Annotated in this window: 19 protein-coding genes; 15 read left to right on the forward strand and 4 right to left on the reverse strand. The window is 72.3% G+C overall.

Going from position 1 to position 25,526, the window contains the following annotated elements; genetic code table 11:
• Positions 1 to 5: 5 nt before the first annotated feature.
• The 3 genes from AC067N_RS09300 to AC067N_RS09310 are packed head-to-tail and all read left to right on the forward strand — an operon-like array spanning position 6 to position 5,357.
• Positions 6 to 2,222, forward strand: a complete 2,217-nt coding sequence (locus AC067N_RS09300) for a bifunctional glycosyltransferase/CDP-glycerol:glycerophosphate glycerophosphotransferase (RefSeq protein ID WP_478678248.1) — start codon at positions 6 to 8, stop codon at positions 2,220 to 2,222.
• 38 nt (positions 2,223 to 2,260) lie between these two features.
• The gene (locus AC067N_RS09305; protein ID WP_478678315.1) at positions 2,261 to 3,709 is read left to right on the forward strand and encodes a hypothetical protein; all 1,449 of its coding nucleotides are present in this window, start codon (positions 2,261 to 2,263) and stop codon (positions 3,707 to 3,709) included.
• A 31-nt stretch (positions 3,710 to 3,740) separates the two neighbouring features.
• On the forward strand, positions 3,741 to 5,357 hold the full coding sequence (locus tag AC067N_RS09310) for a hypothetical protein (RefSeq protein ID WP_478678249.1): 1,617 nt from the start codon (positions 3,741 to 3,743) through the stop codon (positions 5,355 to 5,357).
• A gap of 117 nt (positions 5,358 to 5,474) precedes the next feature.
• Here AC067N_RS09310 and AC067N_RS09315 read toward each other — a convergent pair whose 3' ends face one another.
• Positions 5,475 to 5,888: an organic hydroperoxide resistance protein gene (locus tag AC067N_RS09315; protein ID WP_478678250.1), complete on the reverse strand. Its 414-nt coding sequence runs from the start codon at positions 5,886 to 5,888 to the stop codon at positions 5,475 to 5,477.
• Between the two features lie 129 nt (positions 5,889 to 6,017).
• On the opposite strand from AC067N_RS09315, the gene AC067N_RS09320 reads away from it, so the two are divergent.
• The 8 genes from AC067N_RS09320 to AC067N_RS09355 all read left to right on the forward strand — a co-directional run bounded on the left by AC067N_RS09320 (position 6,018) and on the right by AC067N_RS09355 (position 15,500).
• Positions 6,018 to 6,509: a MarR family winged helix-turn-helix transcriptional regulator gene (locus tag AC067N_RS09320; protein WP_478678251.1), complete on the forward strand. Its 492-nt coding sequence runs from the start codon at positions 6,018 to 6,020 to the stop codon at positions 6,507 to 6,509.
• 136 nt (positions 6,510 to 6,645) lie between these two features.
• Positions 6,646 to 7,923, forward strand: coding sequence for a glycosyltransferase 87 family protein (locus AC067N_RS09325; protein ID WP_478678252.1), 1,278 nt, complete (start codon positions 6,646 to 6,648; stop codon positions 7,921 to 7,923).
• 41 nt (positions 7,924 to 7,964) lie between these two features.
• Positions 7,965 to 9,557: a glycosyltransferase family 2 protein gene (locus AC067N_RS09330; protein WP_478678253.1), complete on the forward strand. Its 1,593-nt coding sequence runs from the start codon at positions 7,965 to 7,967 to the stop codon at positions 9,555 to 9,557.
• A 196-nt stretch (positions 9,558 to 9,753) separates the two neighbouring features.
• The gene (gene galE / locus AC067N_RS09335; RefSeq protein ID WP_478678254.1) at positions 9,754 to 10,725 is read left to right on the forward strand and encodes a UDP-glucose 4-epimerase GalE; all 972 of its coding nucleotides are present in this window, start codon (positions 9,754 to 9,756) and stop codon (positions 10,723 to 10,725) included.
• 188 nt (positions 10,726 to 10,913) lie between these two features.
• Positions 10,914 to 11,348, forward strand: coding sequence for a DUF6507 family protein (locus tag AC067N_RS09340; protein WP_478678255.1), 435 nt, complete (start codon positions 10,914 to 10,916; stop codon positions 11,346 to 11,348).
• Positions 11,345 to 13,849, forward strand: coding sequence for a hypothetical protein (locus tag AC067N_RS09345; RefSeq protein ID WP_478678256.1), 2,505 nt, complete (start codon positions 11,345 to 11,347; stop codon positions 13,847 to 13,849). Before AC067N_RS09340 ends, AC067N_RS09345 begins: the two co-directional genes overlap by 4 nt.
• Positions 13,846 to 14,217 carry a toxin-antitoxin system YwqK family antitoxin gene (locus AC067N_RS09350; protein WP_478678257.1) on the forward strand — a complete coding sequence of 124 codons (372 nt, stop codon included), beginning with the start codon at positions 13,846 to 13,848 and terminating at the stop codon, positions 14,215 to 14,217. The genes AC067N_RS09345 and AC067N_RS09350 overlap by 4 nt, the downstream gene beginning before the upstream one ends.
• Positions 14,218 to 14,567: 350 nt before the next feature.
• Positions 14,568 to 15,500, forward strand: a complete 933-nt coding sequence (locus AC067N_RS09355; protein ID WP_478678258.1) for an ADP-ribosylglycohydrolase family protein — start codon at positions 14,568 to 14,570, stop codon at positions 15,498 to 15,500.
• A 182-nt stretch (positions 15,501 to 15,682) separates the two neighbouring features.
• Here AC067N_RS09355 and AC067N_RS09360 read toward each other — a convergent pair whose 3' ends face one another.
• Positions 15,683 to 16,321 carry a TetR/AcrR family transcriptional regulator gene (locus AC067N_RS09360; RefSeq protein ID WP_478678259.1) on the reverse strand — a complete coding sequence of 213 codons (639 nt, stop codon included), beginning with the start codon at positions 16,319 to 16,321 and terminating at the stop codon, positions 15,683 to 15,685.
• A 170-nt stretch (positions 16,322 to 16,491) separates the two neighbouring features.
• Here AC067N_RS09360 and AC067N_RS09365 point away from each other — a divergent pair, with 170 nt between their 5' ends.
• Both AC067N_RS09365 and AC067N_RS09370 read left to right on the forward strand, forming a co-directional pair.
• Positions 16,492 to 17,415, forward strand: a complete 924-nt coding sequence (locus AC067N_RS09365; RefSeq protein WP_478678260.1) for an ABC transporter permease — start codon at positions 16,492 to 16,494, stop codon at positions 17,413 to 17,415.
• Positions 17,408 to 18,262 carry an ABC transporter ATP-binding protein gene (locus AC067N_RS09370; protein WP_478678261.1) on the forward strand — a complete coding sequence of 285 codons (855 nt, stop codon included), beginning with the start codon at positions 17,408 to 17,410 and terminating at the stop codon, positions 18,260 to 18,262. The genes AC067N_RS09365 and AC067N_RS09370 overlap by 8 nt, the downstream gene beginning before the upstream one ends.
• A gap of 9 nt (positions 18,263 to 18,271) precedes the next feature.
• Here the strand turns inward: AC067N_RS09370 and AC067N_RS09375 are convergent, their stop codons facing one another.
• Positions 18,272 to 19,366: a glycosyltransferase gene (locus AC067N_RS09375; RefSeq protein ID WP_478678262.1), complete on the reverse strand. Its 1,095-nt coding sequence runs from the start codon at positions 19,364 to 19,366 to the stop codon at positions 18,272 to 18,274.
• A complete protein-coding gene (locus AC067N_RS09380) occupies positions 19,363 to 22,266 on the reverse strand; it encodes a bifunctional glycosyltransferase/CDP-glycerol:glycerophosphate glycerophosphotransferase (protein ID WP_478678263.1) in 2,904 nt (967 codons plus the stop codon). Before AC067N_RS09380 ends, AC067N_RS09375 begins: the two co-directional genes overlap by 4 nt.
• Positions 22,267 to 22,418: 152 nt before the next feature.
• On the opposite strand from AC067N_RS09380, the gene AC067N_RS09385 reads away from it, so the two are divergent.
• Positions 22,419 to 23,465 carry a serine/threonine-protein kinase gene (locus AC067N_RS09385; protein ID WP_478678264.1) on the forward strand — a complete coding sequence of 349 codons (1,047 nt, stop codon included), beginning with the start codon at positions 22,419 to 22,421 and terminating at the stop codon, positions 23,463 to 23,465.
• Positions 23,466 to 23,706: 241 nt separating this feature from the next.
• Positions 23,707 to 25,479, forward strand: a complete 1,773-nt coding sequence (locus tag AC067N_RS09390) for a serine/threonine-protein kinase (protein ID WP_478678316.1) — start codon at positions 23,707 to 23,709, stop codon at positions 25,477 to 25,479.
• The last annotated feature ends 47 nt before the right edge of the window (positions 25,480 to 25,526 follow it).

Raw genomic sequence — 25,526 nt, forward strand, 5'->3', positions numbered from 1 at the left:
CGGACGTGCCCCGCTTCAGTGTCATCGTCCCCGTGTTCAAGGTCCGGGGCTTCCTGCGCGAGTGCCTCGACTCGGTGCTGGAGCAGTCGTACCGGGATCTGGAGGTCATCGCCGTCGACGACTGCTCGCCCGACGGCAGCGGCGAGATCCTCGACGCGTACGCCGCCCGCGACCCCCGGGTCCGGGTGGTGCACCTGCCGGAGAACGTGGGCCTCGGCCGCGCCCGCAACGCCGGACTGCCGCACGCCGCCGGGGACTTCGTCCTCTTCCTCGACGGCGACGACACCTTCACCCCGGGCGCCCTGCGCGCGCTGGCCGACCGGCTGGACGAGGCCGGTGACCCCGATGTGCTGGTCTTCGACTACGCCCGCACGTACTGGTGGGGCGGCACCCGCCGCAACTCCCTCGCGCACCTGCTGAAGGACGTCGGTGCCGGCACGTTCACGGTCGCCGAGCACCCGGAGATCCTCGAACTGCTGATGGTGGTGTGGAACAAGGCGTACCGCAGGGAGTTCGTCGAGGCGCGCGGCTTCCGGTTCCCGTCGGGCTACTACGAGGACACGCCGTGGACCTTCCCGGTGCTGCTGAGCGCGGAGCGGATCGCGACCCTGGACCGGATCTGTGTGGCCTACCGGCAGCGGCGGCAGGGCAACATCCTGTCCACCAGGAGCCGCCGGCACTTCGATGTGCACGACCAGTACGAGCGGGTCTTCACCTTCCTGGACTCGCGGCCGGAGCTGGCGCGCTGGCGGCCGTATCTGCGGCACAAGATGGCGGAGCACTGCCTGGACATCCTCGCCAAGCCGGACCGGGTGCCGCCGCGGGACAAGGGCGAGTTCTTCCGGCGGACGGCGGGGCTCTACCGGAAGTACCGCGTGCCGGACGAGGTGCCGGTGGCGCCCGAGTTCCGGGTGCTCGAAGGGAGTTGGGCCGCGTGCCGGGCCCGGACGCGGGCGGCCCGGTTCCGGGCGGCCCTCACCGCGCGCGGGGAACGGGTGCGGGCGGCGGGTGCCGAGCGGATCCGGCGGTACTGGTCGCTGGTGCACGAGCGGCTGCCGCTGGACCCGCGGCTGGCGGTGTACTCGGCGTTCTCGCACCGGGGCCTGCTCGGCGACCCGGCGGCGATCTACCGGGCCGCGCGTGATCTGGCCCCGCACATCCGCGGCGTGTGGGTGGTGCGGCCCGAGCTGGTGGGGACGCTGCCGGCGGACGTGGAGTACGTGACGCCGGGCTCGCCCGAGTTCCTGCGGGTGGCCGCCCGGGCCACGTACTTCGTCAGCAACGTGAACTGGCCGGGCACCCTGACGCGGCGTCCGGGCAGCGTGCACATCCACACCCATCAGGGCACGCCCCTGAAGTTCATGGCCGCCGACCTGCTGCACAAGCCGGGCGCCCGGCTCGGTGTGGACGTGCCGCGGATGCTGCGGCGAGCCGACCGCTGGGACTACAGCCTGGTCGCCAACCGGCACTCGGAGCTGGTGTGGAGCAGGGCCTACCCGTGCGGTTTCGTCTCGCTGCGCACCGGCAGCCCGCGCAACGACGTACTGGTGAACGCCAAGCCGGACAGCGGCGCGGCGGTCCGGGAGCGGCTCGGCATCCCGGCGGACCACACGGTCGTGCTGTACGCGCCCTCGCCGCGCGACTACCGGCGGGGCGGGCACGTCGAGCGTTTCGACCTGGCCCGGTTCGCCGACGATCTGCGCCGGAGCCTGGGCGAGCGCCACACCCTCGTCGTACGGCTGCATCCCTCGCTCGCGGACGGTCCGGCGCGCGGGTTCGGGTTGGCCGAGCTGCACCGGCGGGGCGTGCTGGTGGACGCGACGGACGAGCCGCACGTCGAGGAGGTGATGCTCGCCTCCGACGTCCTGGTCACCGACTACTCGGCTCTGATGTTCGACTACGCCAACCTCGACCGGCCGATCGTGGTCCACGCGGACGACTGGGGTGCCTTCACGGCCAGCCGGGGCGCGTACCTCGACATCACCGCCGAGGCGCCCGGCCATGTGTCCCGTTCGTACCGTGAACTGGCCGCGCTGTTCGACTCGGGGCAGTGGCGGGACACGGAGTCGGCGCGGCTGCGCGCGGCGTTCCGCGAGCGGTACTGCGAGTTCGACGACGGGAGGGCCGCCGAGCGGGTCGTCCGGACGCTGATGCTGAGGGAGACGGTGACGACGGTGCCCGCGCCGAGCGCCCACCGCGCCTCGTTCCTCGTCTCGTCATGAGGGAGCGCGCGTTCACGACCGGGGGGCGCGCGTTAGTGATGAAGGCGCGTACCTGGGTGGTGCTGCTGGCCGTGGGCTTCGCCCTGTGCCAGCTCGCGGGCGTCACCGGGCGGGCCACCCCCGACACCAAGAACTACGTCTCGTACGCCCTCACCCTCGGCGGGGCGGGCGTGCGGGAGTCGGCCGCCGGGGCCATCGACCACTACTGCGAGAGCCGGGCGGCCACCGCGGCGCGGAACCGGAGCGTGGACGTGGTGCGCTTCCGCGCGCCGAGCCCGGCCGGGCGGGTGGCCGAGGAGTGCAGCCGGGAGCTGTGGCGGAAGGTGGACCGGCGGCTGGCGGCCGGGCAGACGGACGGTCCGATCGCGCCGTTCACCTCGGAGCGGTTCCTGCGGATCTTCGAGGTGCGGCCCGGCTATCCGGTGCTGCTGATGCCGTTCGTCACGGTGTTCGGGGTGACGTGGGGGGTGTGGCTGGCGAGCGTGCTGATCGCGGCGGCCGGGGGCGTCCTCGCCTTCCTGGTGCTGCGCGCGGTGCGCGCGCCGGTTCCCTCGGCCCTCACCGGTCAGGCCCTGTACTACGTCCTGCCGTGCGGGGCGACCGCCATGCGCCCCATGACCGAGGGGCTGCTGCTGGCCCTGACGCTGGGGGCGCTGTGGGGCTGCGCGCTGGCCGCGCGGGGACGGGTGCGGGCGGGGGCGCTGCTGGTGGGCGGTGCCTCGGCGGCGTTGTTCACGGTGAAGCACTCGCAGGCGCTCTTCCTCGGGGTCTGCCTGACGGGGGCGTGCGCGATGGTGGCCCTACGGAGCGCGCGGCGTGGGAGCGGGCCGGGGGAAGGCGCCCCGGGCAGTGGGGCTCCGGGCGGTGGGGCTCCGGGCAGCGGCGCTCCGGGTGAGGGCGGTCCGGCGGAACGCGTTCCGGCGGCGAGCGGTCGCGGGGTCGAGGCGAGCGGTCGCGGGGTCGAGGCGAGCGGTCGCGGGGTCGGGGCGAGCGGTCGCGGGGTCGAGGCGAGCGGTCGCGGGGTCGAGGCGTGGGTGCGGGTGATCGGGGTGGTGTCGGCCGGCGTGGTGGTGTGCGCGCTGCTGATCGCCCGGCTGCTGCACTACCCGGCCGCCGCCGAGAGCCTCCAGGACCTGCTCACCGACCACTTCACCCGGCCCGACCGGGCCCGCCCGTGGCCGGAGTTCCTGCATCTCGAGGTCGACTTCTGGGTGGAGTGGGGCCGTCGTCAGCTGACGCAGCCGCTGTTCCTGGCCGCGCTGGCGGCGGGGGCGTGGGGGGCGCTGCGGCAGCGGCCCGTGTTCGGGTGGTTCGTGCTCGCCGGTGCGGGCACGGGCATCCTCAACCAGGCGGCCCACCCCGACATCACCATCTGGGGCGACCGGCTGATCGTGGTGGCGTGGCTGCTGCCGGTGCTGGGGCTGCCCCTGCTCCTCGAACGGGTCACCACCCCCCGCGCTTCACTCGATGTGGTGACGGCCAGCTAAGCGGCTGAACTGATCCGGGAATAGACGGCCAATGCCCTATACCGGACCTGGTTCAGCCTCCCTGGACGGTGGCGCCCGCCCCCGGCGCCGCCTCCGCGGCGCACTCGGCGCCACGGCGCTGCGCGGCGGACGTACCCGGCTGCTGACCCGCCGGCCGAGCCCGTACGCCGTGGTGGGCGGGCTGTTCTGGCTGGTGATGACGCTCGCGTACTGGCGGGTGCCGCTGTGCTGTGACGCCGGCCAGCACGCGGCGGTGATCGAACGCCTCCGCTGGGACCTGTGGCACCCGGCGCACCCGACGGCCGACCTGCCGGGCGCGGGCAGTCCGTACTACACCCCCTACACGGTCGCCCAAGGAGTCCTCGCCCGGCTGACCGGCCTGAGCGGCTGGGCGCTGGTGAAGCTGGCCGGGCCGTTGCACCTGCTGGTGCTGCTCACCGGGATCGGCCGCTTCGTCCGGGTGCTGACGCCCCGGCCGTGGGCGCCGGTCCTCGCACTGCTGTGCATGACGCTGCTGTGGGGCACCGAGCGGATCCTGTGGAGCGGCTACCTCGGACTGATGTCGATGACGACGAACCTCGGCTACCCGTCGGCGTTCGCCATCGGTCTGACGTTCTGGGCGTGGGCGTGGACGGGTGCCCGCGCGCGGGGCGGCGGCCCGCCCCGCGGGGTGCGGTACGTCGGGCCGAGCGGTCTCGGGAGCGCCTGGGCGTACGCCGGGCTGGGCGCGCTGTACGGGCTGATCGTGCTGACGCACCCGATCACGGCCGTGGCCGCGCTGGCCGGGGCCGTCGCCGTGGTGGCGGCCTGGCAGCACGCGTGGCGGCGTCCGGTGGCGGGGCGCTGGGCGCTGGCGGGCGCGGCCGCGCTGACGGTCGCGGTGTCGTGGCCGTACTACGGCGTCCTGTCGCTGGCCGGGAACACGAGCGTGGACGGTGTGCACCGGCTTCTGTACGAGAACATGGGCGGGCATCTGTGGCTGGCCCTGCTGGGGCTGCCGGCGCTGTGGGCGCGGGCGCGCAGGTCGCGACGGGATCCACTGGTGCTGATGTTCGGGGCCGAGTGCCTGGTGGTGGCGTACGGCTGGGTCAGCGGCCACTACACGTACGGCCGCGTCCTGGGGCTCGCCGCCGTGCCCGCGCAGTTCGCGCTGGCGGTCGAGCTGGCGGCGCCCCGGCCGTGGGGGTGGGGGCGGAGGATGCTGGGCGCCGTCGCCGCCGCGGGGGCCTGCGCGGGTTTCCTGACCGTGCAGGCGGGGGCGGTCGTGCCCCGGTCACTGGACCCGGTGGGCTTCGCGCAGCCGCCGCGCTGGCCCGCGTACGCGTGGGCGGCGCGGCATGTGGGGGCCGGCGAGGTGCTGATCACCGACGGGTACTTCGCGGGGCACGCGATCGCCGGGTACGGCGTGAACATGGCCGCGCCCACCTGGCCCGATCCGGCGCTGGACGAGGAGGAGCGCGCGCGGCGGTACGCGGATGTCCGGGCGTATCTGGATCCCGCGGCCACGCGCGAGGAGCGGACGAGGATCGCCCGGCGGTACGGGGTGAGGTGGCTGCTGCTCACCCGGTGGCGCGAGGCGCCGGAGGAAGCGGTGGTCGTGGACTGGAGTCCGCGGACCGGGGAGGTGCTGGCGCGGATCGCTCCGTAGGGGTGGTGCGGAGCGATCCGCGTTCGACGCGGCCGGCAGGGGGGCCGGGGGGCAGCGCGGCGTGTCACGCTTCGGCACTGCCGCGCGGCCGGGAAGGGGGCCTTCCCGGACCGGTGACTACTCGATGACGAGCTCGACCGGGATGTTGTTGCGCGTGGCGTTGGAGTAGGGGCAGACCTGGTGGGCCTGCTCGACGAGCTTGCGGCCGGTGGGCTCGTCGACGGTGTCGGGGAGCTCGACGCGGAGGGTGGCCTTGAGGGCGAAGCCCTCGCCCTGCTTGCCTATGCCGACCTCGGCGGTCACCGCGGCCTCGCTGACGTCGACCTTGGCGGCGCGGCCGACCAGGCCGAGGGCGCTGGCGAAGCAGGCGGCGTAACCGGCGGCGAACAGCTGCTCCGGGTTGGTGCCCTGGCCGTTGCCGCCCAGCTCCACCGGGAGGGCCAGGTCGAGGTCGAGCTTGCCGTCGCTGGTGACGGCGCGGCCCTCGCGGCCGTGGGTGGCGGTGGCGACAGCGGTGTAGAGCGCGTCCATGGGAAACCCATCCCTTTCACAGTTCACGTCACGTCCGGCGGTCCGTCCGACCGCCGTTCACGAACCCAAGTAGAGCACACAATTCAATTGGGCACAACTAAATGGTGGGCGGCGCGGTACCCTGGAGTCATGACCAGCGCCATCCCATTGCCCGAGGGGGTCTCCGAGGAGGAGTTCCTCCGCCTGGACCGGCAGATCTGCTTCTCCCTGCACGCCGCCTCGCGCGCGTTCAACAGCGTCTACCGGGTGGTCCTCAAGGATCTGGGGATCACCTATCCGCAGTACCTGGTGATGCTGGTGCTGTGGGAGCAGGGCGAACTGCCCGTGAAGAGGCTCGGCGAGTATCTGCGGCTCGACTCCGGGACCCTGTCCCCGCTGCTGAAGCGGCTGGAGGCCGCGGGTCTGGTGCGGCGCGAGCGCAGCGCGCGCGACGAGCGGTCGGTCGAGGTGCGACTGACGGAGGAGGGCACCGCCCTGCGGGAGCGCGCCCTGGCCGTGCCGCGCCGGATCGTCTCCGCGACCACCTTCGACGTCGACGAGATCCGCGAGCTGCGCGACCGTCTGGACCGCCTCACGACCGCCCTCGACGAGGCGGCACTCCGGGACCCCGCGGGCGGCTGAACCTCCTCCCGGCCACCGCGGCAGCGCACGGCCGGGCCGGCGACGAGCCACCCATTGATCGATCTTGACCGTCCTTGTCACTATGTGACGGCGTATCGCCGCTTTCAGGGCTTTCGGTCGCCTTACGATCCGGCCGATGAGACCTCTCACCGTCGGCTGGCTCGCCACCCGCGCCCTGATGCTGTGGCTGCTCGCGCACAACCACCTCGGCCCGCTCGGCGAGGGCGGGGTCGCGCGGGAGGCGCACGAGCTGTACGCCCGCTGGTACGGCGTCCTCGCGACCGGCACCTACCCCTCGGGCGACCGGCTGTGGCAGTACCCGCCGGGCGCGGGCCCGGTGCTCCTCTCCCCCGGGCTGCTGCCGGGGCTGACGTACTTCCAGGCGTTCGTGGCCCTGACGCTCGCGACGGACCTGGTCGTCACGCTCGCCCTCGTCCGCGCGGGACGGCGCCCCGGACGCAGCCTGCTCGGCGCGGCCCTGTGGACGGCGGCCCTGCCGCTGCTGATGTTCCTGCCCCTGGTGCGCTACGACGTGCAGGCCACCGCCTTCGCCGTCGTCGCCCTGCTCGCGCTGGGGCGCTCCCCCCGCGCGTGCGGGGTACTGGCGGCGGCCGGCGCCCTGGTGAAGGTGTGGCCGGCCCTGACGCTGATCGGTGCGCCGAGGGGCCGTACGACCCGAGAGGCATGGACGGCGGCGGTGGTCACGGCGGCGGTGCTGCTGGGCGTGCTGGCCGCGCTGTTCAGGGATCCGTTCGATTTCCTGCGACAGCAGGGCGGACGGGGCGTGCAGATCGAGTCGTTCGGCGGCACCGTCCTGGGACTCGCGCGCCGGGCGGGCTGGCCGGGGACCGTGCGCCATCGCTACGGATCGCTGGAGTTCGTCGGCCCGTACGTCTCGTCGGTGGCCGCCGCCCTGCTGGCGCTCAGCATGCTGGCGCTCGGCGCGCTGGTGCTGTGGCGGACACGGGCCCGCCGCTGGTCGCCGGCGACACCGTACGACGCCGCCCTGGCCGCCGTCCTGCTCTTCACGGTGACCAGCCGGGTCATCAGCCCCCAGTACATGGTGTGGCTGCTCGGTCTGGCCGCCGTCTGCCTGACCTCGCGGCACACCACCCAGCGGCCGGTGGCCGTCCTGCTCGTGGCGGCGACCGCACTCACCACGGTGGTCTATCCGGTGCTGTACGACGACGTGGTCGCCTCCACCTGGCGGGGGTGTGCGCTGATGGTGGCGCGCAACGGACTGCTGGCGGTCGCGGCGGGCCTGTCGTTCGCCCGGCTTTGGCGGGGTACCACCGAGAATCCGCACCCCTCCGGCACGAACGGCCCCGACGATCCGACGGAATCCCACACGCCCGAACGGAACCCGGACTCCGTGCGGGCCATCTTCCCCACGGGGCCGCGAAGTCCCTCTTAAGGGAAGATTGCAGACAAACCTCTCATAGGTCCGGGGCAACCATGCTTCTTCAGCAGGCGCAGGTCACCGTCGTCGTCATCGGGTACGACGATGCCGCTCATGTGGCGGACGCGGTGCGCTCGGCGCTCGCGCAGGGGCCGGCCGTCCATGAGGTGATCGCGGTCGACGACTGTTCGACCGACGGCAGCGGGGAACTGCTGGAGAAGCTGGCCGCCGCCGAACCCCGTCTGAAGGTCGTCCGGCGCCGGACCAACAGCGGCGGCTGCGGCACCCCGCGCAACGACGGGCTCGACGCCGCGACCGCCCCCTATGTGATGTTCCTGGACAGCGACGACGCGCTGCCGCCGGGTGCCGTGGACGCGCTGCTGGAGGCGGCCGTGGAGCACGACGCCCCGGTGGCGGCCGGGCTGTGCGTCCGCCGGGAGCTGCCCTCGGGGCGCGAGACCACCTGGCAGCCCGAGGTGTACGCCGAGCGCACGCTGGTCACCCATCCGGCCCTGCGCGAGCGCCTCGTCCACGACACGCTCTGCGTCAACAAGCTCTACCGGACCACCTTCCTGCGCGACCACGGCATCCGCTTCCCCGAGGGACGCTTCCCCTACGAGGACTTCGTGTTCGCCGCACGCGTGCTGGCCGCCGGGCCGCGCGTCGCGCTCGTCCCCGACCCCGTCTACGTGTGGCAGGTACGCCGTTCGGCGGCCCGGCTCTCGCTCTCCCTCGACCGCTCCGACATCGACAACTGGCGGGCCCGGATCGAGGCCGACCGCCTGTCGTACGACATCCTCCTCGGTGCCGGCGAGAAGCGGCTGGCGCGGGCGGCACGGACCCGTTTCCTCGACCACTCGCTGCGCATGTACGCGCGCGAGCTGGAGCTGCGCAGCGCGCACTACCGGCGCGAGTGGTGGGCCCTCACGCGCGCGTACCTGAGCACCTTCGACGAGGGGGACTTCCCGCCGGCGCCCGCGCCCGGCCGGGTCGTCGCCCGGGTGATCCTGGCCGCCGAGGAGCCGCGCGACCTGGGCCGCCTCAAGGAGATGGCGGCCCGTCCGGCCCGGCTGAACCCGCCGTACGCGCGCGCGGACGACGGCACGCCCGTCTGGTCGGCGGACCTGCCCCAGGTGGAGCTGGAGCACCTCCTCGTCCGCCCCGTGCACCTGCTGCCGGCGGCCGTCGACGCGGAACTGCGGCCACGTGCGCGGGGCACCGCCCTCCGGCTGCGCCTGCACGAGCTGTACGGGCGGATGGCCGACGCGGGGCCCGAGACGGTGGAGGTGGAGTTCACCGAGCGGGACGACGGGCGCGTGGGTTTCGCGGGCACGGCACCGCTCATCCCCCGCCCCGAGTCCGAGCACTGGGAGACCGAGGTCCCGCTGGACCTGGCAGCACTGGGCAGCGGCACCTGGGACCTGCGGCTGAGGCTGCTCTTCCAGGACGGCGGCCGGCGCGAGACCACCGCTCACGCGGTCGCGGGCGCCGGTCTGCTGCGCCGTCGCGCGCTCCCGAGCACCCGGCACGGAGTGCTCCTGGTGCAGCCGTACGCGACCCACGCGGGCGCGCTCGCGTTGCGTCTCGCGCCCGGTTGGCGTGGATTGACCGAGGTGATGATCCGTCGCCTCAAACGCCTGCTTCACTGAGGACCGACCTGGTCACGCCCTCGCCGGCACACCACCCGCGCGGGCGCGCCACGACACGGGGCCCACGGGCCCGAAAGGACTCGGAGGCCCCCGAAGGGACTCAGCGGTCCACCGACAGGACCCGTGGGGTCCACCGACAGGACCCGCGGGTCCATCGACAGGACCCGCGGGTCCATCGACGAGGGGACGGTCGTCCATGACCTGGCTGATCACCGGCGGCGCCGGCTACATCGGAGCCCATGTGGTGCGCGCGATGCTCGGCGCGGGCGAGGAGGCAGTCGTCTACGACGACCTGTCCACGGGGATCGCCGGGCGGGTGCCCGACGGGGTGCCGCTGGAGGTCGGCTCCACCCTGGACGGTGAGCTGCTGGCACGGGTGATCCGCGGCCACGGCGTCACCGGTGTCGTCCACCTCGCGGCGCGGAAGCAGGTCGGCGAGTCTGTCGAACTGCCCCTGCACTACTACCGGGAGAACGTCGAGGGCCTGCGCACCCTGCTCTCCGCCGTCACGGACGCCGGCGTCCCGTCGTTCGTGTTCTCGTCCTCGGCGGCCGTGTACGGGATGCCGGACGTGGACCTGGTCACGGAGGAGACGCCGTGCGTGCCGATGAGCCCGTACGGCGAGACCAAACTGGCCGGGGAGTGGCTGGTGCGGGCCACGGGCCGTGCGACGGGCCTGTCGACGGCGTCGCTGCGGTACTTCAACGTGGCCGGGGCGGCGGCGCCCGAACTGGCCGACACCGGCGTCTTCAACCTCGTCCCCATGGTCTTCGAGAAACTCACCGAAGCGGCCCCGCCGCGGATCTTCGGCGCCGACTACCCCACCCCCGACGGCACCTGCGTCCGCGACTACATCCACGTCGTCGACCTGGCCGAGGCCCATGTCGCCACCGCCCGGCGCCTGCGCGAGGCGCCCGGCACCGACCTCACCCTCAACATCGGCCGCGGCGAGGGGGTTTCGGTACGGGAGATGATCGACCGCATCACCGCCCACACCGGCCACACGCTGCCCCCGGCCGTCGTGGACCGGCGTCCGGGCGACCCCGCCCGGGTGGTCGCCTCCGCGGACCGCGTCGCCGGCGAGCTGGGCTGGAAGGCCAGGTACGGCGTCGACGAGATGATCGCGTCGGCATGGGAGGGCTGGACACACCACCACCCCGTGCGGTGAGTGCCCCTGGCGGCCTCGCCCGACGGCCCGTCACCGCATCGGCGTTGCGCCCGTAACCGCCCCTTTGGTACCAACGATTGACATGCGCGTCCGTGCGACGGCCGTGAAGTCCCGCTCTCCGGTGGGAACCGGACGGTGCCGGTTGCGCGTGTGTAATGAGGGAAGCGAACGTTACGGGGGTAGCGACGATGCCGGCTTGGGACATCGATCCGGTCCATGTGCAGAGCACGCTGAACTCGACCGGCGAGGCGGCGGGCGGCCTGGAGAAGGCCGCCAACTCACTGGTGACGAACATGGCGAGCGCGGCCGAGTCGGCCGGAACGGCCGTACCCGGCGGGCAGTTCAGCGGCCCCATGATCGGACCGGTCGCCGTCGGCACCCCGCGCGTACCGGTGGGACCGGTGGCGGCGGCGCTGAGCAAGTACCTGGAGGAGCGGCAGAACAAGCTGGCGTTCATGGCGCAGCGCACCATCGACTCCGTGCAGGGCGCGGCCAAGGCCACCAACGCGTACGTCACCGGTGACCTGGACATGGCCGCCCAGCACCAGGCCAACGCGCTCAAGGCGACGGTGGTGCCCCCGCCGCCGGGCGTCGGCGGCAACGGCGGGCAGGGGCCGAAGTGAGCGACGACATCCCCGTCATCCCGGAGGAGGTCCCCGAGTTCACCGGCAACCTGGAGCTGCTGGACCAGCACATCGGCGGCATCCGGTCGGCCGGGACGTCGCTCAAGGACTCGGGCTCGGCGATCGACACCCGCTTCGGCGGCCTGTCGGCGTACTACAAGGCACCCGAAGCGGAGCAGCTGTTCGCGACGACCGCGCCGGTCGCGGCGAAGGGCGAGGAGTTCTCCACCGAGCTGGCGACCGTGGCCTCCGCCCTCGACGACTACGCCGCCGCGGTCGGCCCGCTCAAGCAGAAGTTCGACCAGCTGCGTCAGGAGGCCATCGCCTTCCGCGCGAAGATCGCGGACGACGACGAGTGGCGTGCCGACGGTGACCTCGTCGAGGAGAACAACAACCGCCGCTCCGACATCAACGCCGCGTACGCGGCGTTCCAGGCGGCCGAACGCGACTGCCACAACAAGATCGTCGCCCTGGTCGGCGGGGAGCCGCTGATCGTCAACGACGGCTCGAACAAAGAGAACATGTACGGCTACCGGGGCGAGGACCTCGACAACGCCGGCGGACTGCCCTGGGGCGACCCGGTGGAGGAGTCCAACCCCTGGTACTACATCCACGAACACGTCTGGGACTTCGCCGTCGGCTTCGTCGTCGACGGCGTCTGGGGCACCATCAAGGGCCTGGGCACCCTCGTCGGCGTCAACGGCTGGGACGCGGCAGGCCAGGCTTGGACCGGCCTGGGCAAACTCCTGACCGGCATCGCGATCACCGCTACCCCGCTGGGCGCGGCGTACTGGCTCACCCCGGCCGACAAGCTGCCCTCATGGCTGCGCGACTCCCGCACGGCCGTCGTGGAGACGGGCAAGGCGCTGATCGCCTACGACGAGTGGGGCAAGAACCCCTCACGCGCCGCCGGGGCGGTCACCTTCAACGTCGTCACCACCATCTTCACCGGCGGCGCGGGAGGCGCGGTCTCCGGCGCCGGCAAGGCGGGCGCCATCGCCAAGGCGATCTCCTTCGCGGGCAAGGCCGGCAGGATCGTCGACCCGATGACGTACATCACCAAGGGCGTCGGCGCGACCGCGGTGAAGATCAGCGACGTCATGGCCAGCCTGCGCGGCATCACCGACGGCACCCACATCCGGCTCGGCGAGGGCACCTACCGCATCGCCGACACCCCGCACCTCGCGGACGACCTCCCGGCGGGCCTGACCCCCGAGAACAGCGTCCGCATGGAGACCCCCAAGGGCGAGGTCGTCTACCTCGACACCAAGACCCTGGTCATGCACAACGCCGACGGCACCGTGCGCGAGTCCCTGGACGGCATCGGGCACGAGGGGACGGCGGCAGAGCGGGGCACCGAAGTACGGACTTCGGAGCAGGAGTTGGTGGGGGCCGGGGCCAGGGTCGGCGACGGCAGTACGGCTGTGGGGCGAGTCGCGGACGACCTGAGCGGCACCGCGCGCGTAGGTGACGACCTCGGCGGCACCGGGCGGGTCGGGGACGACGGCCTCCCGGGTGGGCGTGCCGATGATCTGGGCCGTGGTCCCTCCGCGAGCCATGAGCCGCCGACCGGTCCGCGGGACCCCTCTACCCCGCCCCCGCATGGCGACGGCCCCACGGCGAACGGTCATGGCGACGACGGGGCCCGCCCCGGCACGGGGCACGAGCCGGGCCCCGTCGGACACGGAGACGACGGAGTTCGCCAGGGCGGCAATGGCGATGGCCATGGCTCGGGCAGCCATGCCGACGACGGCACGTCACCGCATGGGCAGGCCGACGGTGCCCACCACGGCGACCGGGACGTACGGGAACCGGGCGGTTCGATCGCGGAGGACGCCGCCCGCCGGGCCGCGCCCCCTACCGAGATCGTGCCGGGCCGGCCCCTGCCACCGGCCGGGCCTGGCACGAAGATCCTCGGCCAGGTACCGCCGGGCCGCGTGGAGACGGTGGAAGTCAACGGCTACGAGGTAATTACCAAGGTCGATGGCAAAAACGTCGAGCATTTCCTCAAGGAGCTGGGATATCAGCGTGCCGCTTCCTATTTGGAGGCGAAAGAACTGGGGACGTTTCCCAGGAAGCAAACAGGGGCCTGCGCCGGCCCGGTCATGGACCTGCGGACAGGCATAGTCGCCGAAGGAATCAACGGCAAGGCCACCAACATCATCCCGCCGGATCACGTCCACCCGACCATCGCGGCCCGATACGGCGAAATCGGCGACCCCCCGCCGGGACCGGACCACCCGCTCGGGCACGCCGAGGTCAAGGCAGTCAACGAGTTGCTGTGGGAACGGCAGAAGCGAGGCCTTCCCGACGGGGAGGAAGCGCTCGCCGACATGATCGCCTCCATCGAGTTCCCGTACCTGAACCACATGAAGACGGGGCTTCCCGTACGGCCGGCGGCTTTCTGCGTGAACTGCCACCATATGCTGCACGGTGTGGACAGCCTGCACGGCAGGTTCACGGGCACCCCGCCGACCGATGACAATTGGATCCCACAATGACTCCGGTACCACGAATCGACATCGACGACCCCGAGGTCGATATGGATTACGAGCAACGTCTGCTGTATCGGGGGCGCCCCTTCACCGGAGAAGTCGAAGAGCGCTCAGGCGGTGTTGTCATCAGTCTGGACTCGTACGTCGACGGCCTCCAGGACGGTCCCAGCCGCGAGTGGTACAAGGACGGCACCCTTCGCTCCGAGGCGACGGTACGCAAGGGGCGCCCGGTCGGAGTCGCCAGGGAATGGCACGCCAACGGCACGCTCGCATCGGAACAGGTCTTCGCCGAGAACGGCCTGACCATGCTGCAGGACTTCCACTGGGACGAGAACGGGCAGCCCACCAAGACTTGGCGCAAGGAATCTGAATGACCGCGCTGTTGGACACGGCCTGGCGGAGACGACAGTGACGCCGTTGTTCGAGGAGGCGCACGACGTCCTCGAAGCAGGGGAGCCGGCCCTCCGGGTCGTCCACGACCTCCGCCGGCGCGCTGCGGGCCACGAGCACCTCCCGCCGCAGCGGCGCCGGTTCCGCGAACAGCGCCTCGACCCCGGCGCACTCCCCCAGAGCCGCTCCACCCCGTCCTCGTCCTCCTGCACCAGGAGGTACCTCACCGGAAGATCCCGGCCCCACGCAACGTGATCCCCGACCCGTACCTGTCCCTCGGGCATCCGAGCAACTCCAGGAGAGGGCAGGCCCCTTGAACGAAGGACCTTCTCCCTTGGCCGTCCACCCGCAGCGCGCCCTCGGCACGGTCCTCGGCTCCGCCGTGGGTGACGCCCTGGGCGCCCCCTTCGAGTTCGGCCCCGAAGGGGCGTTCTCGGCCCGATTCCCGCAGGCGGGCCACGGCGGTGAGATGTGCGGGGGCGGTGGCTGGGATCCCGGCGAGGCGACCGACGACACCCAGATGGCCGTGCTCGTCGGGGAATCGCTCGTCGAGCACGGCGGGCTCGAACCGGCCGACGTGTTCCGGCGGTTCCAGCGGTGGGCCGCCGCAGGCCCGAAGGACATCGGGCTCCAGACCGAGGACGTCCTCGCCAACGGCGAACCCTGGGACCGCGCCGCCGCCGCGCACTTCGAGGTCAACCTCAGAGCCGCCGGCAACGGGGCCCTGATGCGGGCGTCCACCTCCGCCGTGTACTTCGCGCGGCAGGGGCGGGAGGCGACCATGGACGCCGCACGGCGGCTGTCCGCGCTCACGCACGGGGACCCGGCGGCGTGGGAGGGCACGGCCGTCCTCCACGAGCTGGTACGGGTCGCGCTGGGCGGGGACGACCCCCTGGCCGCCCTTCCCCGGACGCTGGACGAGGTGGCCCCCGCGCACCGGCCCCGGTACGCCACCGTCCTCTCCCCCGACTGGCACCCCGACCGGGCCACCGAGTTCAACGGCGCCGTCTGGCCCTGCCTCGGCTCCGCGGTGTGGGCGGTGCGGACGACGGACTCGTACGAGGACGCCGTACGGGCCGCCGTCGACCTCGGCGGCGACACCGACACCGTCGCGGCCGTGACGGGAGCACTCGCGGGGGCGGTGTACGGCGTCGACGGCATCCCGCGCCCCTGGCTCGACACACTCCACGTACCACTGCCGGGCTTCGGCGGGCGGGTGCTGCGCGCGGCGGAACTGACCGGACTGGCGCGGCGATTGGCGGCGTAGAGCCGCTCGGTGAGCCGAGTGCGTGAGGCCGTCCGGCCCAAGGCGCGGGATTCGGCGGCACCGACCGGCGGACCCGGCCCACGGGGCCGGGTCTTCAGGGGCGCGGGGAACCGAGCGGCCGGCCCCCGCCCAGCCGCGGAGAAGCACACGCCGGAACCGCCTCACCCCGGCCGGCCCGCGGCCTACAGCGCCCGCAGCGCCGCCGCCGTGGCCCGGGTCAGCCCCTCCAGGTACCCCTTCGGCAGCTTCGGTGTGCGGACCACCACCGACCGCCAGTACAGCGGGCCGGAGATCAGGTCCAGCGCGAGGTCCTCGTCGATGCCCTCGCGCACCTCACCCCGTGCGACCGCCGCCGCGACGATGCCCGTGGCGACGCTCTGCTGCCCTTCCCGCAGCGCCTTCTGCATGGCCTCGGCGATATCGGGGTTGCGCGCGGCCTCGGCCTGGAGGTCGGGGATGATCTGGCCGGCCACCGGGTGCCGCAGGGCGCGGGACGTGACCTCGTAGAGCAGCCTGAGGTCGCCCTCCAGTGACCCCGTGTCCGGCGTGGGCAGCCCCTGCACCGCCACGGCCGAGACGAGGTCCAGCACGAGGTGCAGCTTGGAGCGCCAGCGGCGGTACACCGCCGTCTTGCCGACGCCCGCGCGCCGTGCGATCCCCTCGATGGACATCCGCGCGTAGCCGACCGCCGCCAACTCCTCGAAGACCGCTGCACGGATCGCCTCGGTCACGTCCTCGCGGAGCACGGCCGCCCCGGCGGGCGCCCGGCGGCGCGGCCGGGGCGGCGGCTGGGCCGCGGAGGGATCGGCGTTCGTCGTCATGCGGACCAGCATAGGGGCGTCACGACGAAACGGTTGCGTTCCGACGTCCGATCGGCTTACGCTCACGTGACGACGATACGGTCCCGTCCCGACGCAGCCCGGGCGGGACAGTCCGCACAGACCCCGTCGCCCTCGCCCTCCATCGCCCCCACCTAGCGAAAGCAGCGGATGTGAGCCAGGTCCTCGACACACCGCCCCCGACAGCCTCCGGCGCCCGGCCCCCCGCCGAGTCCCCGGCGCAGCTCGCCGCGCGCCACGGCCTCAGCGTCAGCGGGGCCCGCCCCTCCCTGGGTACGTACGTACGGCAGCTGTGGGCGCGGCGGCACTTCATCACGGCCTTCGCCACGGCGAAGCTCACCGCGCAGTACAGCCAGGCGAAGCTGGGCCAGCTCTGGCAGATCGCCAACCCACTGCTCAACGCGGCGGTGTACTACTTCATCTTCGGCGTGCTGATGGGCACGAAGAACGGCGTCCCGGACTACGTCCCGTTCCTCGTGACCGGCGTGTTCGTGTGGACCTTCACCCAGAGCTCGATCATGGCCGGCACCCGGGCGATATCCGGCAGCATCGGCCTCGTCCGCGCCCTGCACTTCCCGCGGGCCTCACTCCCGGTGTCGTACTGCATCCAGCAACTCCAGCAACTGCTGTTCTCCATGGCCGCGCTGGCCGTCATCCTGCTGGCCTTCGGGGTTCCGGTCTCCCTCTCCTGGCTGCTGATCGTGCCCGCCCTGGCCCTGCAGTTCGTGTTCAACGCCGGCGTCGCGATGGTCATGGCCCGGATCGGTGCCAGGACCCCCGACATCTCCCAGCTGATGCCGTTCGTGCTGCGGACGTGGATGTACGCGTCGGGCGTGATGTTCAGCATCGACCAGAAGCTCTCCGGCCGCGATCTGCCGTACGCGGTGCACCTGTTGCTGGACTACAACCCGGCGGCGCTCTACATCGACCTCATGCGGTTCGCGCTCATCGACAGCTTCGAGGGCGGCCATCTGCCCCCGCACGTGTGGGCGGCAGCCGCGGGGTGGGCGCTCCTCGCGGGCGTCGGCGGATTCATCTACTTCTGGAAGGCTGAGGAGACGTACGGCCGTGGCTGACACCAACACCCTCCAGGGCACGCGGCGGGAAACGCCGGGCGCCGCCCACGCGGCCGCCCCCGCCGTCGAGGACGAGCGCGTGCCCACCGTCGTCGTCGACGGCGTCGACATCGTCTACCGGGTCAACGGCACGGGGGCCGGGCGCGGCAGCGCCACGGCCGCGCTGAACCGCATACTCCGGCGCGGGAAGGCCGAGAAGGCGGCCGGTGTGCGCAAGGTGCACGCCGTACGGAACGTGTCCTTCACCGCGTACCGGGGCGAGGCCATCGGGCTCATCGGCACCAACGGCTCCGGCAAGTCGACGCTGCTCAAGGCGGTGGCGGGGCTGCTGCCGGTGGAGAACGGCCGTATCTACACCGACGGCCAGCCCTCCCTGCTCGGGGTGAACGCCGCGCTCATGAACGACCTCACCGGGGAACGCAACGTGCACCTCGGGGGGCTCGCGATGGGGATGTCCCGTGAGCAGGTCCGCGAGCGGTACCAGGAGATCGTCGACTTCTCCGGCATCAACGAGAAGGGCGACTTCATCACCCTGCCGATGCGGACGTACTCCTCCGGCATGGCGGCGCGGCTCCGGTTCTCCATCGCCGCGGCCAAGGACCACGACGTGCTGCTGATCGACGAGGCGCTGGCGACGGGCGACCGGTCCTTCCAGAAGCGGTCCGAGGCGCGCATCCGCGAACTGCGCAGGCACGCGGGCACGGTGTTCCTGGTCAGCCACAACAACAAGTCGATCCGGGACACCTGCGACCGGGTGCTGTGGCTGGAGCGGGGCGAGCTGCGGATGGACGGGCCCACCGACGAGGTGCTGAAGGAGTACGAGAGGTTCACCGGCGGGAAGAAGTAGGCCCGCCGCTCATCTCTCCAGGAACGCGAAGAGCTTCTCCCACCTGTCCACGATCTCGGCCGTCCCGTAGCGCCGAATGTTCTGCCTCGCCCTGTCGCCCATACGGTCCCGCAGCGCCCTGTCCGACATCAGCAGGTCCAGCCTGCGGGCCAGTTCGGCCGTGTTGCCGGGGGGCGCGAGCAGGCCGTCCTCCCCGTCGGCGACTATCTCGCGCACACCGGGGGCGCAGTCGAAGGCGGCGCACGGGACGGCCAGCGCCATGGCTTCCATCAGGGCGAGGGGGAAGCCCTCGCCCCGGGAGGAGAGGACGAAGACGGAGCCCTGCCGCAGGGCCCCCGGGACATCGGCCGTACGGCCCATCCAGGCCACCGAGTCGTCGAGGCCGAGTGCCGTGCACTGCTTGCGCAGGATCTCCTCGTCCTCACCCGACCCGTGGATGCGCAGGGTCCAGTCGGGGTGGGCCGGGGCGACCTCCGCCCAGGTGTCGAGGAGCATGTCGACGCCCTTCTCGTCGCTCAGCCGGCCGATGCTGACGACGGTCTTCTCCGTGCGCGGCGAGGGGACGTCCGGCAGCCAGGGCACGGCGTTCGGCATGAACGAGGCGTTGTTGAGTCCCTCGCCGATCCACAGGTCGGCGTCCTCACGGGTGAGGACGAGCATGCGGTCGACGTCCCGGTAGTACTTCAGGACGCGGCGGAAGCGGGAACTGGCCTTCGCGGTCTCGTACGACTCGTGGCTCATGCCGATGACGGTCAGCCCACGGGTGTCGGCGAGCCGCACCCACTCCATCGCCCACACCTGGGTCACGACGACGACCCCGCCGGGGCGCGCGGCGCCGAAGAGCCGGGTCAGCCGGGCGGCCCGGTCCCGCATGCCCGCCTCCCGCGCCCGGCCGGGGGCCGGCGGCTGACCGTCGTACAACCTGGTCGTCGCGTAGGGGAGTTCGCCGAGGTCGTAGGGGTCCTCCGGGGTCGCGACACCGATCACGTGGACGCGGTGGCCGCGTTCGGTGAAGAGCCGGGCCATGTGATGGGTCCAGCTGGTCACCCCGCCCAGTTCGTCGACGCTGTTGGCGACGAGGAAGATGTCCCGCTGCCCGGTCACTTGCGCCTCCACTCGGAGAAGAACTCGTCGACGATCTGCCGCGCTGCCGTGCCCTTGTCGTACTCGCCGAAGTCGGCCACGAACCGCAGCCGGGCGGCCGCGTACTTGACCGACTGCTCCTCCAGCGAGGAGCCGGCGAGGGCCGCGTGCAGTTCGTCCTCCGTGCGGACCACCGGGCCCGGCGCCCGTTCCAGCAGGTCGAAGTAGGTGCCCCGGCCCTCGTGCACATACTCGTCGTAGTCGTACGTGAAGAAGAACATCGGCCGGTCCAGGAGCGCGTAGTCGAACATCACCGACGAGTAGTCCGTGATCAGCGCGTCGGCTAGGGCGAGGACGGGCGTCACGTCGTGGTGGTCGGAGACGTCGATGACGCGGCCCCGCACCGAGGGCGGGAGCACGACGTGGTTGAGGTAGTGGGCGCGGACGAGGAGGACGTACTCGTCGCCGAAGGTCTCCGCGAAGCGCTCCACGTCGAAGGGCAACGCGAAACGCTTCTGCCCCGACTGGCGGAACGTGGGTGCGTACAGCAGCACCTTCCTGTCGGCCGGAATACCCAACTCGGCCGCGAGCGACGGTCGTTCGACGGCGTTTCGCGCCTGGACGAGCGCGTCGTTGCGCGGGTAGCCCACCCGCAGCAATGCCTTCTCGCGCAGCCGGAATGCCCTGGCGAGGGTGCGGACGTCGTGCTCCGAGCGGATCAGGAAGTGGTCGAAGCGGTCCAGCGTGCGCTGCTGTTCCGCCTGCGCCGCACGGGACTTGAGCTTCCAGCTCGGCTCGTCGAAGCCCATCCGCTTGAGGGCGGAACCGTGCCAGGTCTGCAGGTACGTCGTGCCGGGCCGCTTGGTCAGCTTCAGCGGGTAGCTCTGGTTGTCGATCCAGAACTCGGCGCGGGCCAGCGCCCTGAGGTAGGGCAACGACCAGCGGCGTACGAGGGTGGCGTCGGCGGGGAAGCCGTCCGGGCGGCCCGCGTACGACCACACCGCCTCGAAGTCGAGGCCCTGGCGGCGCATCTCCTCGTAGATCGCCCGCGGGCTGTCGCTGTACTGCCGGCCCAGGTGGCTCTCGAACACCACCAGGCGCCGGCGCACCGGCATCCGCAGGAACGCCTCGTGATACAGCCGGATCTTGCTGTCTCCGGAAGTCGCCTTCCTCCGCAGCGCCTTGGCCTTGCGGTAGCCGTTCTTGGCCAGCTGCCCGGGGGTTCCCCGCAGACCGCGGGCGACGAGGGCGTTGGCCTTCTTGTCCGGGACCAGCCGGAAGGCGAGGTGGCCACGGGCGGAGACATGCGGTTCGACACGGTCGGCGACCAGCCGGGTCAGCCGGGGGCGGACCGGCAGTTCCCCGGTCGCGAGGCCCGGTTCGGCGGCGGTCAGCCGCGTGGACGTCCGCTCGCCGTCGACACCCAGGTGGAGGCGGACGTCCCACACGGCGTCCACGATGCCCAGAGGCCGCAGGACCTTCGAGATGTCGGCCGTGGCCTCCCACGACACATACGGGCCCTCGTGCCGTACGGCACTCACCGGCACACGGAAGGTGCGGAAGCGTACGCCGGGGCGGCGGGCGTAGAACTCCAGCTCGGCGGTGAGCCGGGCGCCCGGCGGGATCACCCCGAGGGGGTTGGTGACACGGCCCGCCAGCCGGACGACTCCGGCACGCCCCGGCCGTGTGTACTCCGTCAGTTCGTTGCGCAGGAACATCTTCCGGACCGGTCTGGCGTGGTAGCCGAGTTCGGTGACGTCCAGGATCCGCCGCGCGAAGGGGTCCTCGTCGAGATGCTCGGCACACCAGTAGATCCGCCCGTCACGCTCGACCATCGGGGCGGACACCTTGTCGCGGTTGGTGAGGGTGTCCACGGCGGGCAGCAGGTTCTCCCAGTCGCTCTCGCGCAGCAGATAGGCGCAGATCGCGTGGATGGGCTCGACCTCGTCGTACGCTGCCGGATCGATCGACGCCAGATAGGCGTTGGCCAGCGCGGCGAACTCCCGGCGGTAGGCGGCGTCCCGGAAGGGCAGGTCGCGCAGGTGCAGCACCAGGTCGTGCTTGAGGAACTTGACGTCCTTGGCGAACTTCAGCTCCAGCAGCCCGCGGTCGGCGAGGAGCCGGTCGACCCGGCGGTGGATCTCCATGCGGTGCGCGAAGTTGGCGATCTCGGCCCGCCGGTTGCTGATCGACCTGGCCTCGGACCGCTCGACCACGTTCCAGTCGTAGACCCGGTTGGGTATGAGCGTGATCCGGCGGGCGGCCGCGTACACCTGGGCGGAGAAGAACAGGTCCTCGTAGTGGATGCCCACCGGGAACTCAAGGCCGCGCTCGACCAGGAAGTCACGCCGGTAGCACTTGTTCGTCGACAGGGTGTCGTAGACCAGCAGGTCGGGCAGCTCGGAGACGGAGTCGAGGGTGCGTGTGCGGGCGTACAGCCACGGGTACCACTTGACCTCCTTCCTCGTACGGGTGTCCACGTGCACGCGGACGCAGAGCCCGGAGACGAGGTCGGCGCCGGTGGTCTCGGCCGCCTCCAGCATGTTCCGGCAGGCGTTGCGCTCCAGGACGTCGTCGCTGTCGAGGAAGAGGACGTAATCACCACGGGCCCGCCGGATGCCCTCGTTGCGGGGCGCGCCGCAGCCGCCGCTGTTCTCGGGGAGCCGGTGCGCCCGTACGCGGTCGGGGTGCCGGGCGGCGAGCCGGGCGGCCACCTCGTACGAGCCGTCCGTGCTGTGGTCGTCGACGATCACGACCTCGACGCTGCGCAGCGTCTGCTCCAGGACGGAACGCACGGCCGTGGGCAGTCTGGCCTCGTCGTTGTAGACGATGACGACGACGGACACGGCCGGCCGGGCGGGCACGGCCGGCCCGCCTGTCGCTGGTTGCGGCTGCTGCTCCACGTTCACCCCAAACGTCATGCCTTGTTCCCTCTATAAGCCATCCAGCCGTTGAGGGCCACTCAGGTAGAGGTCGTGGGAGGTGCCCGGGTTGCGTCCGGGGCGCGGTGGGGCGGCGTCCCCCGCGATACCCTCCGGGAGGACGGGGAGCGGGGAGCAGAGGGGGCCGGTCGATGCGCGGAGTGGTGCCTGGGCCGCTGCGGGCGGACGATCCGCGGGAGATCTCCGGGTATCCGCTGTACGCCAGGATCGGCGAGGGCGGCATGGGGACCGTGTACCTCTCCCGCAGCCGGGGCGGCCAGCCCGTCGCGCTGAAGCTGGTCCGTCCCGAGTACGCCGGCAGCCCGGCCTTCCGCGAACGCTTCGCCCGCGAGGTGGCCACCGGCCGCCGGGTCTCCGGCTACCACCTGGTGCCGATCGTCGACCACGACGCGGGAGCGGAGCGCCCCTGGCTGGCCACGCGCTACGTCCCCGGCGTCCCGCTCGGCGACGCCCTTCAGACGCACGGCCCGCTGCCCATGCCGACCGTCCTGCAACTGCTGGCCTGCGCCGCGTACGCGTTGGACGCCGTGCACACCGCCGGAGTGATCCACCGGGACATCAAGCCCGCCAACCTGCTCCTCGCGACCGACGGGCCCTGGCTGCTCGACTTCGGCATCGCCCGGGCCGCGGGAGCCGCCACGCTCACCACCGCCGGCCGCCTCATCGGCACCCCGCGCTACATGTCCCCCGAGCACGCGCTGGGCCGCCCGGTCACGTCCGCGTCGGACGTGTTCGCCCTCGGTCTGGTCGCCGCGGTCGCCGCCACCGGACGACACCCCTACGGGCGGGGCAACCCCCTCGCCATCGCGACCCGCATCGCCGCCACCGACGTCGACCCGCCCGCCCTCGACGGCATCGACCGCCCCCTGCTCGACGTCATCCGCCGCTGCCTCACCGCCGACCCCGTCGCCCGCCCCTCGGCCGCCGACATCGCCGAGCACTGCGCGGGAGCGGCCCGCCGGGACGTCCGCGACTTCACCGGCTGGCTCCCGGCCCCGTTCGCGACCTCGGTGGCCATCATCGAGACGGCCTTCCGCACCCTGTCGCTCGCCGAGGCCCCGACGGCTCCGGTCCCCCCGCGGCTGGCGGAGGCGCCGACGGTCCGCGGGGTCCCGGCGACGGCGCCGATCACGGTGCGGGACGAGGAGTGGCAGCGACGGGTACGGCGCGAACCGTAGCCCTTATACGGCGCCACGTACCGGTACCCACACGGAACCGTCACGCCCGCTCCCGGTGTCGTAAGTGGCGTATAAGCTTCGGAACCGCTTCAAGTGCCCGCGCGCGGCACAGGAGTTCGGCACCGTACCGGGGGAGGCTCCCATTACCACCAGCACTGGCGACATCCTGAGCCCGCTGGGACCGCAGGACCCACGTGAGACCGCCGGCTACCACCTGCAGGCCCGCATCGGCGAGGGCGGCATGGGCACGGTCTACCTGTCGCACACCCGCGGCGGCCAGCCGGTCGCCCTGAAGGTCATCCGCCGCGAGTACGGCCAGGACGCGGACTTCCGCCGCCGTTTCGAGCAGGAGGTCCAGGCGGCCCGCCGCGTCCAGGGCTACCACATCGTCCCGGTCGTCGACCACGACACCACGGGCGAACTGCCGTGGCTGGCATCCGCGTTCATCGCCGGCATCTCCCTGCACGACGCCCTCGTCGCCTTCGGGCCGCTGCCGCTGCCCGCGGCCTTCCAGCTGGTCGGCTGCGCGGCCCGCGCCCTGACGTCGATCCACGCGGCCGGCGTCATCCACCGCGACCTCAAGCCCAGCAACATCCTGCTGGGCACCCAGGGCCCGTACGTCATCGACTTCGGTATCGCCCGCGCCGCCGACGCCACCCAGCTGACCCAGTCCGGCGGCCTGATCGGCACCCCGCAGTACATGTCGCCGGAGCACGCGCTCGGCGAGCGGGTCACCCCCGCGACCGATGTCTTCTCCCTGGGGCTGATCGCGGCGGTCGCCGCCACCGGCCGCCATCCGTACGGCGACGGCGGCGCCATCACGATCGCCGCGCAGATCGCCAACACCGCCCAGCGCCCGCCGCAACTCGACGGCTACGACGAGCAGTTGAGGCCACTGCTGGAGCGCTGCCTGACCGCCGACCCGGCCGAGCGCATCGGTACGGAGGAACTTGCCTCCCTCTGCCAGGAGTTGGCGGGCCGCGGCCTCAGCGACTTCAACGGCTGGCTGCCGGGGCCGCTCACCGCCGAGATCGCCCGGCGCGAGCAGTCCGCGCAGACCCCGCCGCAGCCGACGGCACCCCGGATGCCGGCCGCGCCCCCGGTCACCGCTCCCCCCACCACGGCTCCGGCGGCCGCTCCGACGCCCCCGCCGCACGACCCGGCGCCGGGCACCACCCAGGGCGTACCGCAGGCGGCCCCGATGCCCGGCTTCGGCCCCGCCGCCCAGGGCCCGGTCGCGGGCTACGGCTACCCGCAGCCCGCCGCTCAGACGTACAGCCTCACCCCGCAGGCCCCCGCCCCGGCGCCGCCCGCCCCCAAGAAGGGCCGACGCGGCCTCAAGGCGGCCCTCGTCGCCCTGGCCCTCGTCGTCGTGGCAGGCTCCGGCGCGGCCGCCGCGGCGTGGGTACTGAACAGCGGCAACGACAGCAAACAGACGGCGGGCGGCACCAAGGACAGCGGCAAGAGCGATGCCGCCCCGTCCCCGACCGAGTCCGAGACCGGGTCCGACACGGGCTCCGACACCGGCTCCGGTGACCAGGGCGGCGAAGGGGAGGGCACGGACCCGGGCGAGTCCCCCAGCATCCCCGAGAACGCCCGGTACACGCCGATTTTCGAGGGCAAGCCCTTCACGCTCCGCACTCCCGCCGGCTCGTCCTACGTCAACGTCGACCTCGACAAGCCGGAGGTCGACGCCAAGGACGAGATGGTCGACGGCCTGAAGGACATGTACCTCGACAACAGCTACTGGTACTTCGACACGACGATGGGCAAGAGCGCGGGCACCACGCCCCAGGAGTGCGCCGAGGGCACGGGGACGGACGCCCTGCCATCGAGCCTGGACTCCGGTCACTTCGGCGAGGAGGCCGAGATCGACAAGGGTGTCCGGCTCTGCACGATCACCAAGCAGGGCAACCTCGCCATGTACGAGATCACCAGTCTGACCCCGGGCAAGTACAGCTGGGAAGTCCCCACGGTCCAGGGCAAGCTGACCCTCTGGGAGATCACCGAGTAGGGCCTGCGACGCCTACGGGACACAAACGGTGGGGGCGCCCCGAAGCC

It is taken from the genome of Streptomyces sp. NPDC042364 (genome assembly GCF_056437585.1).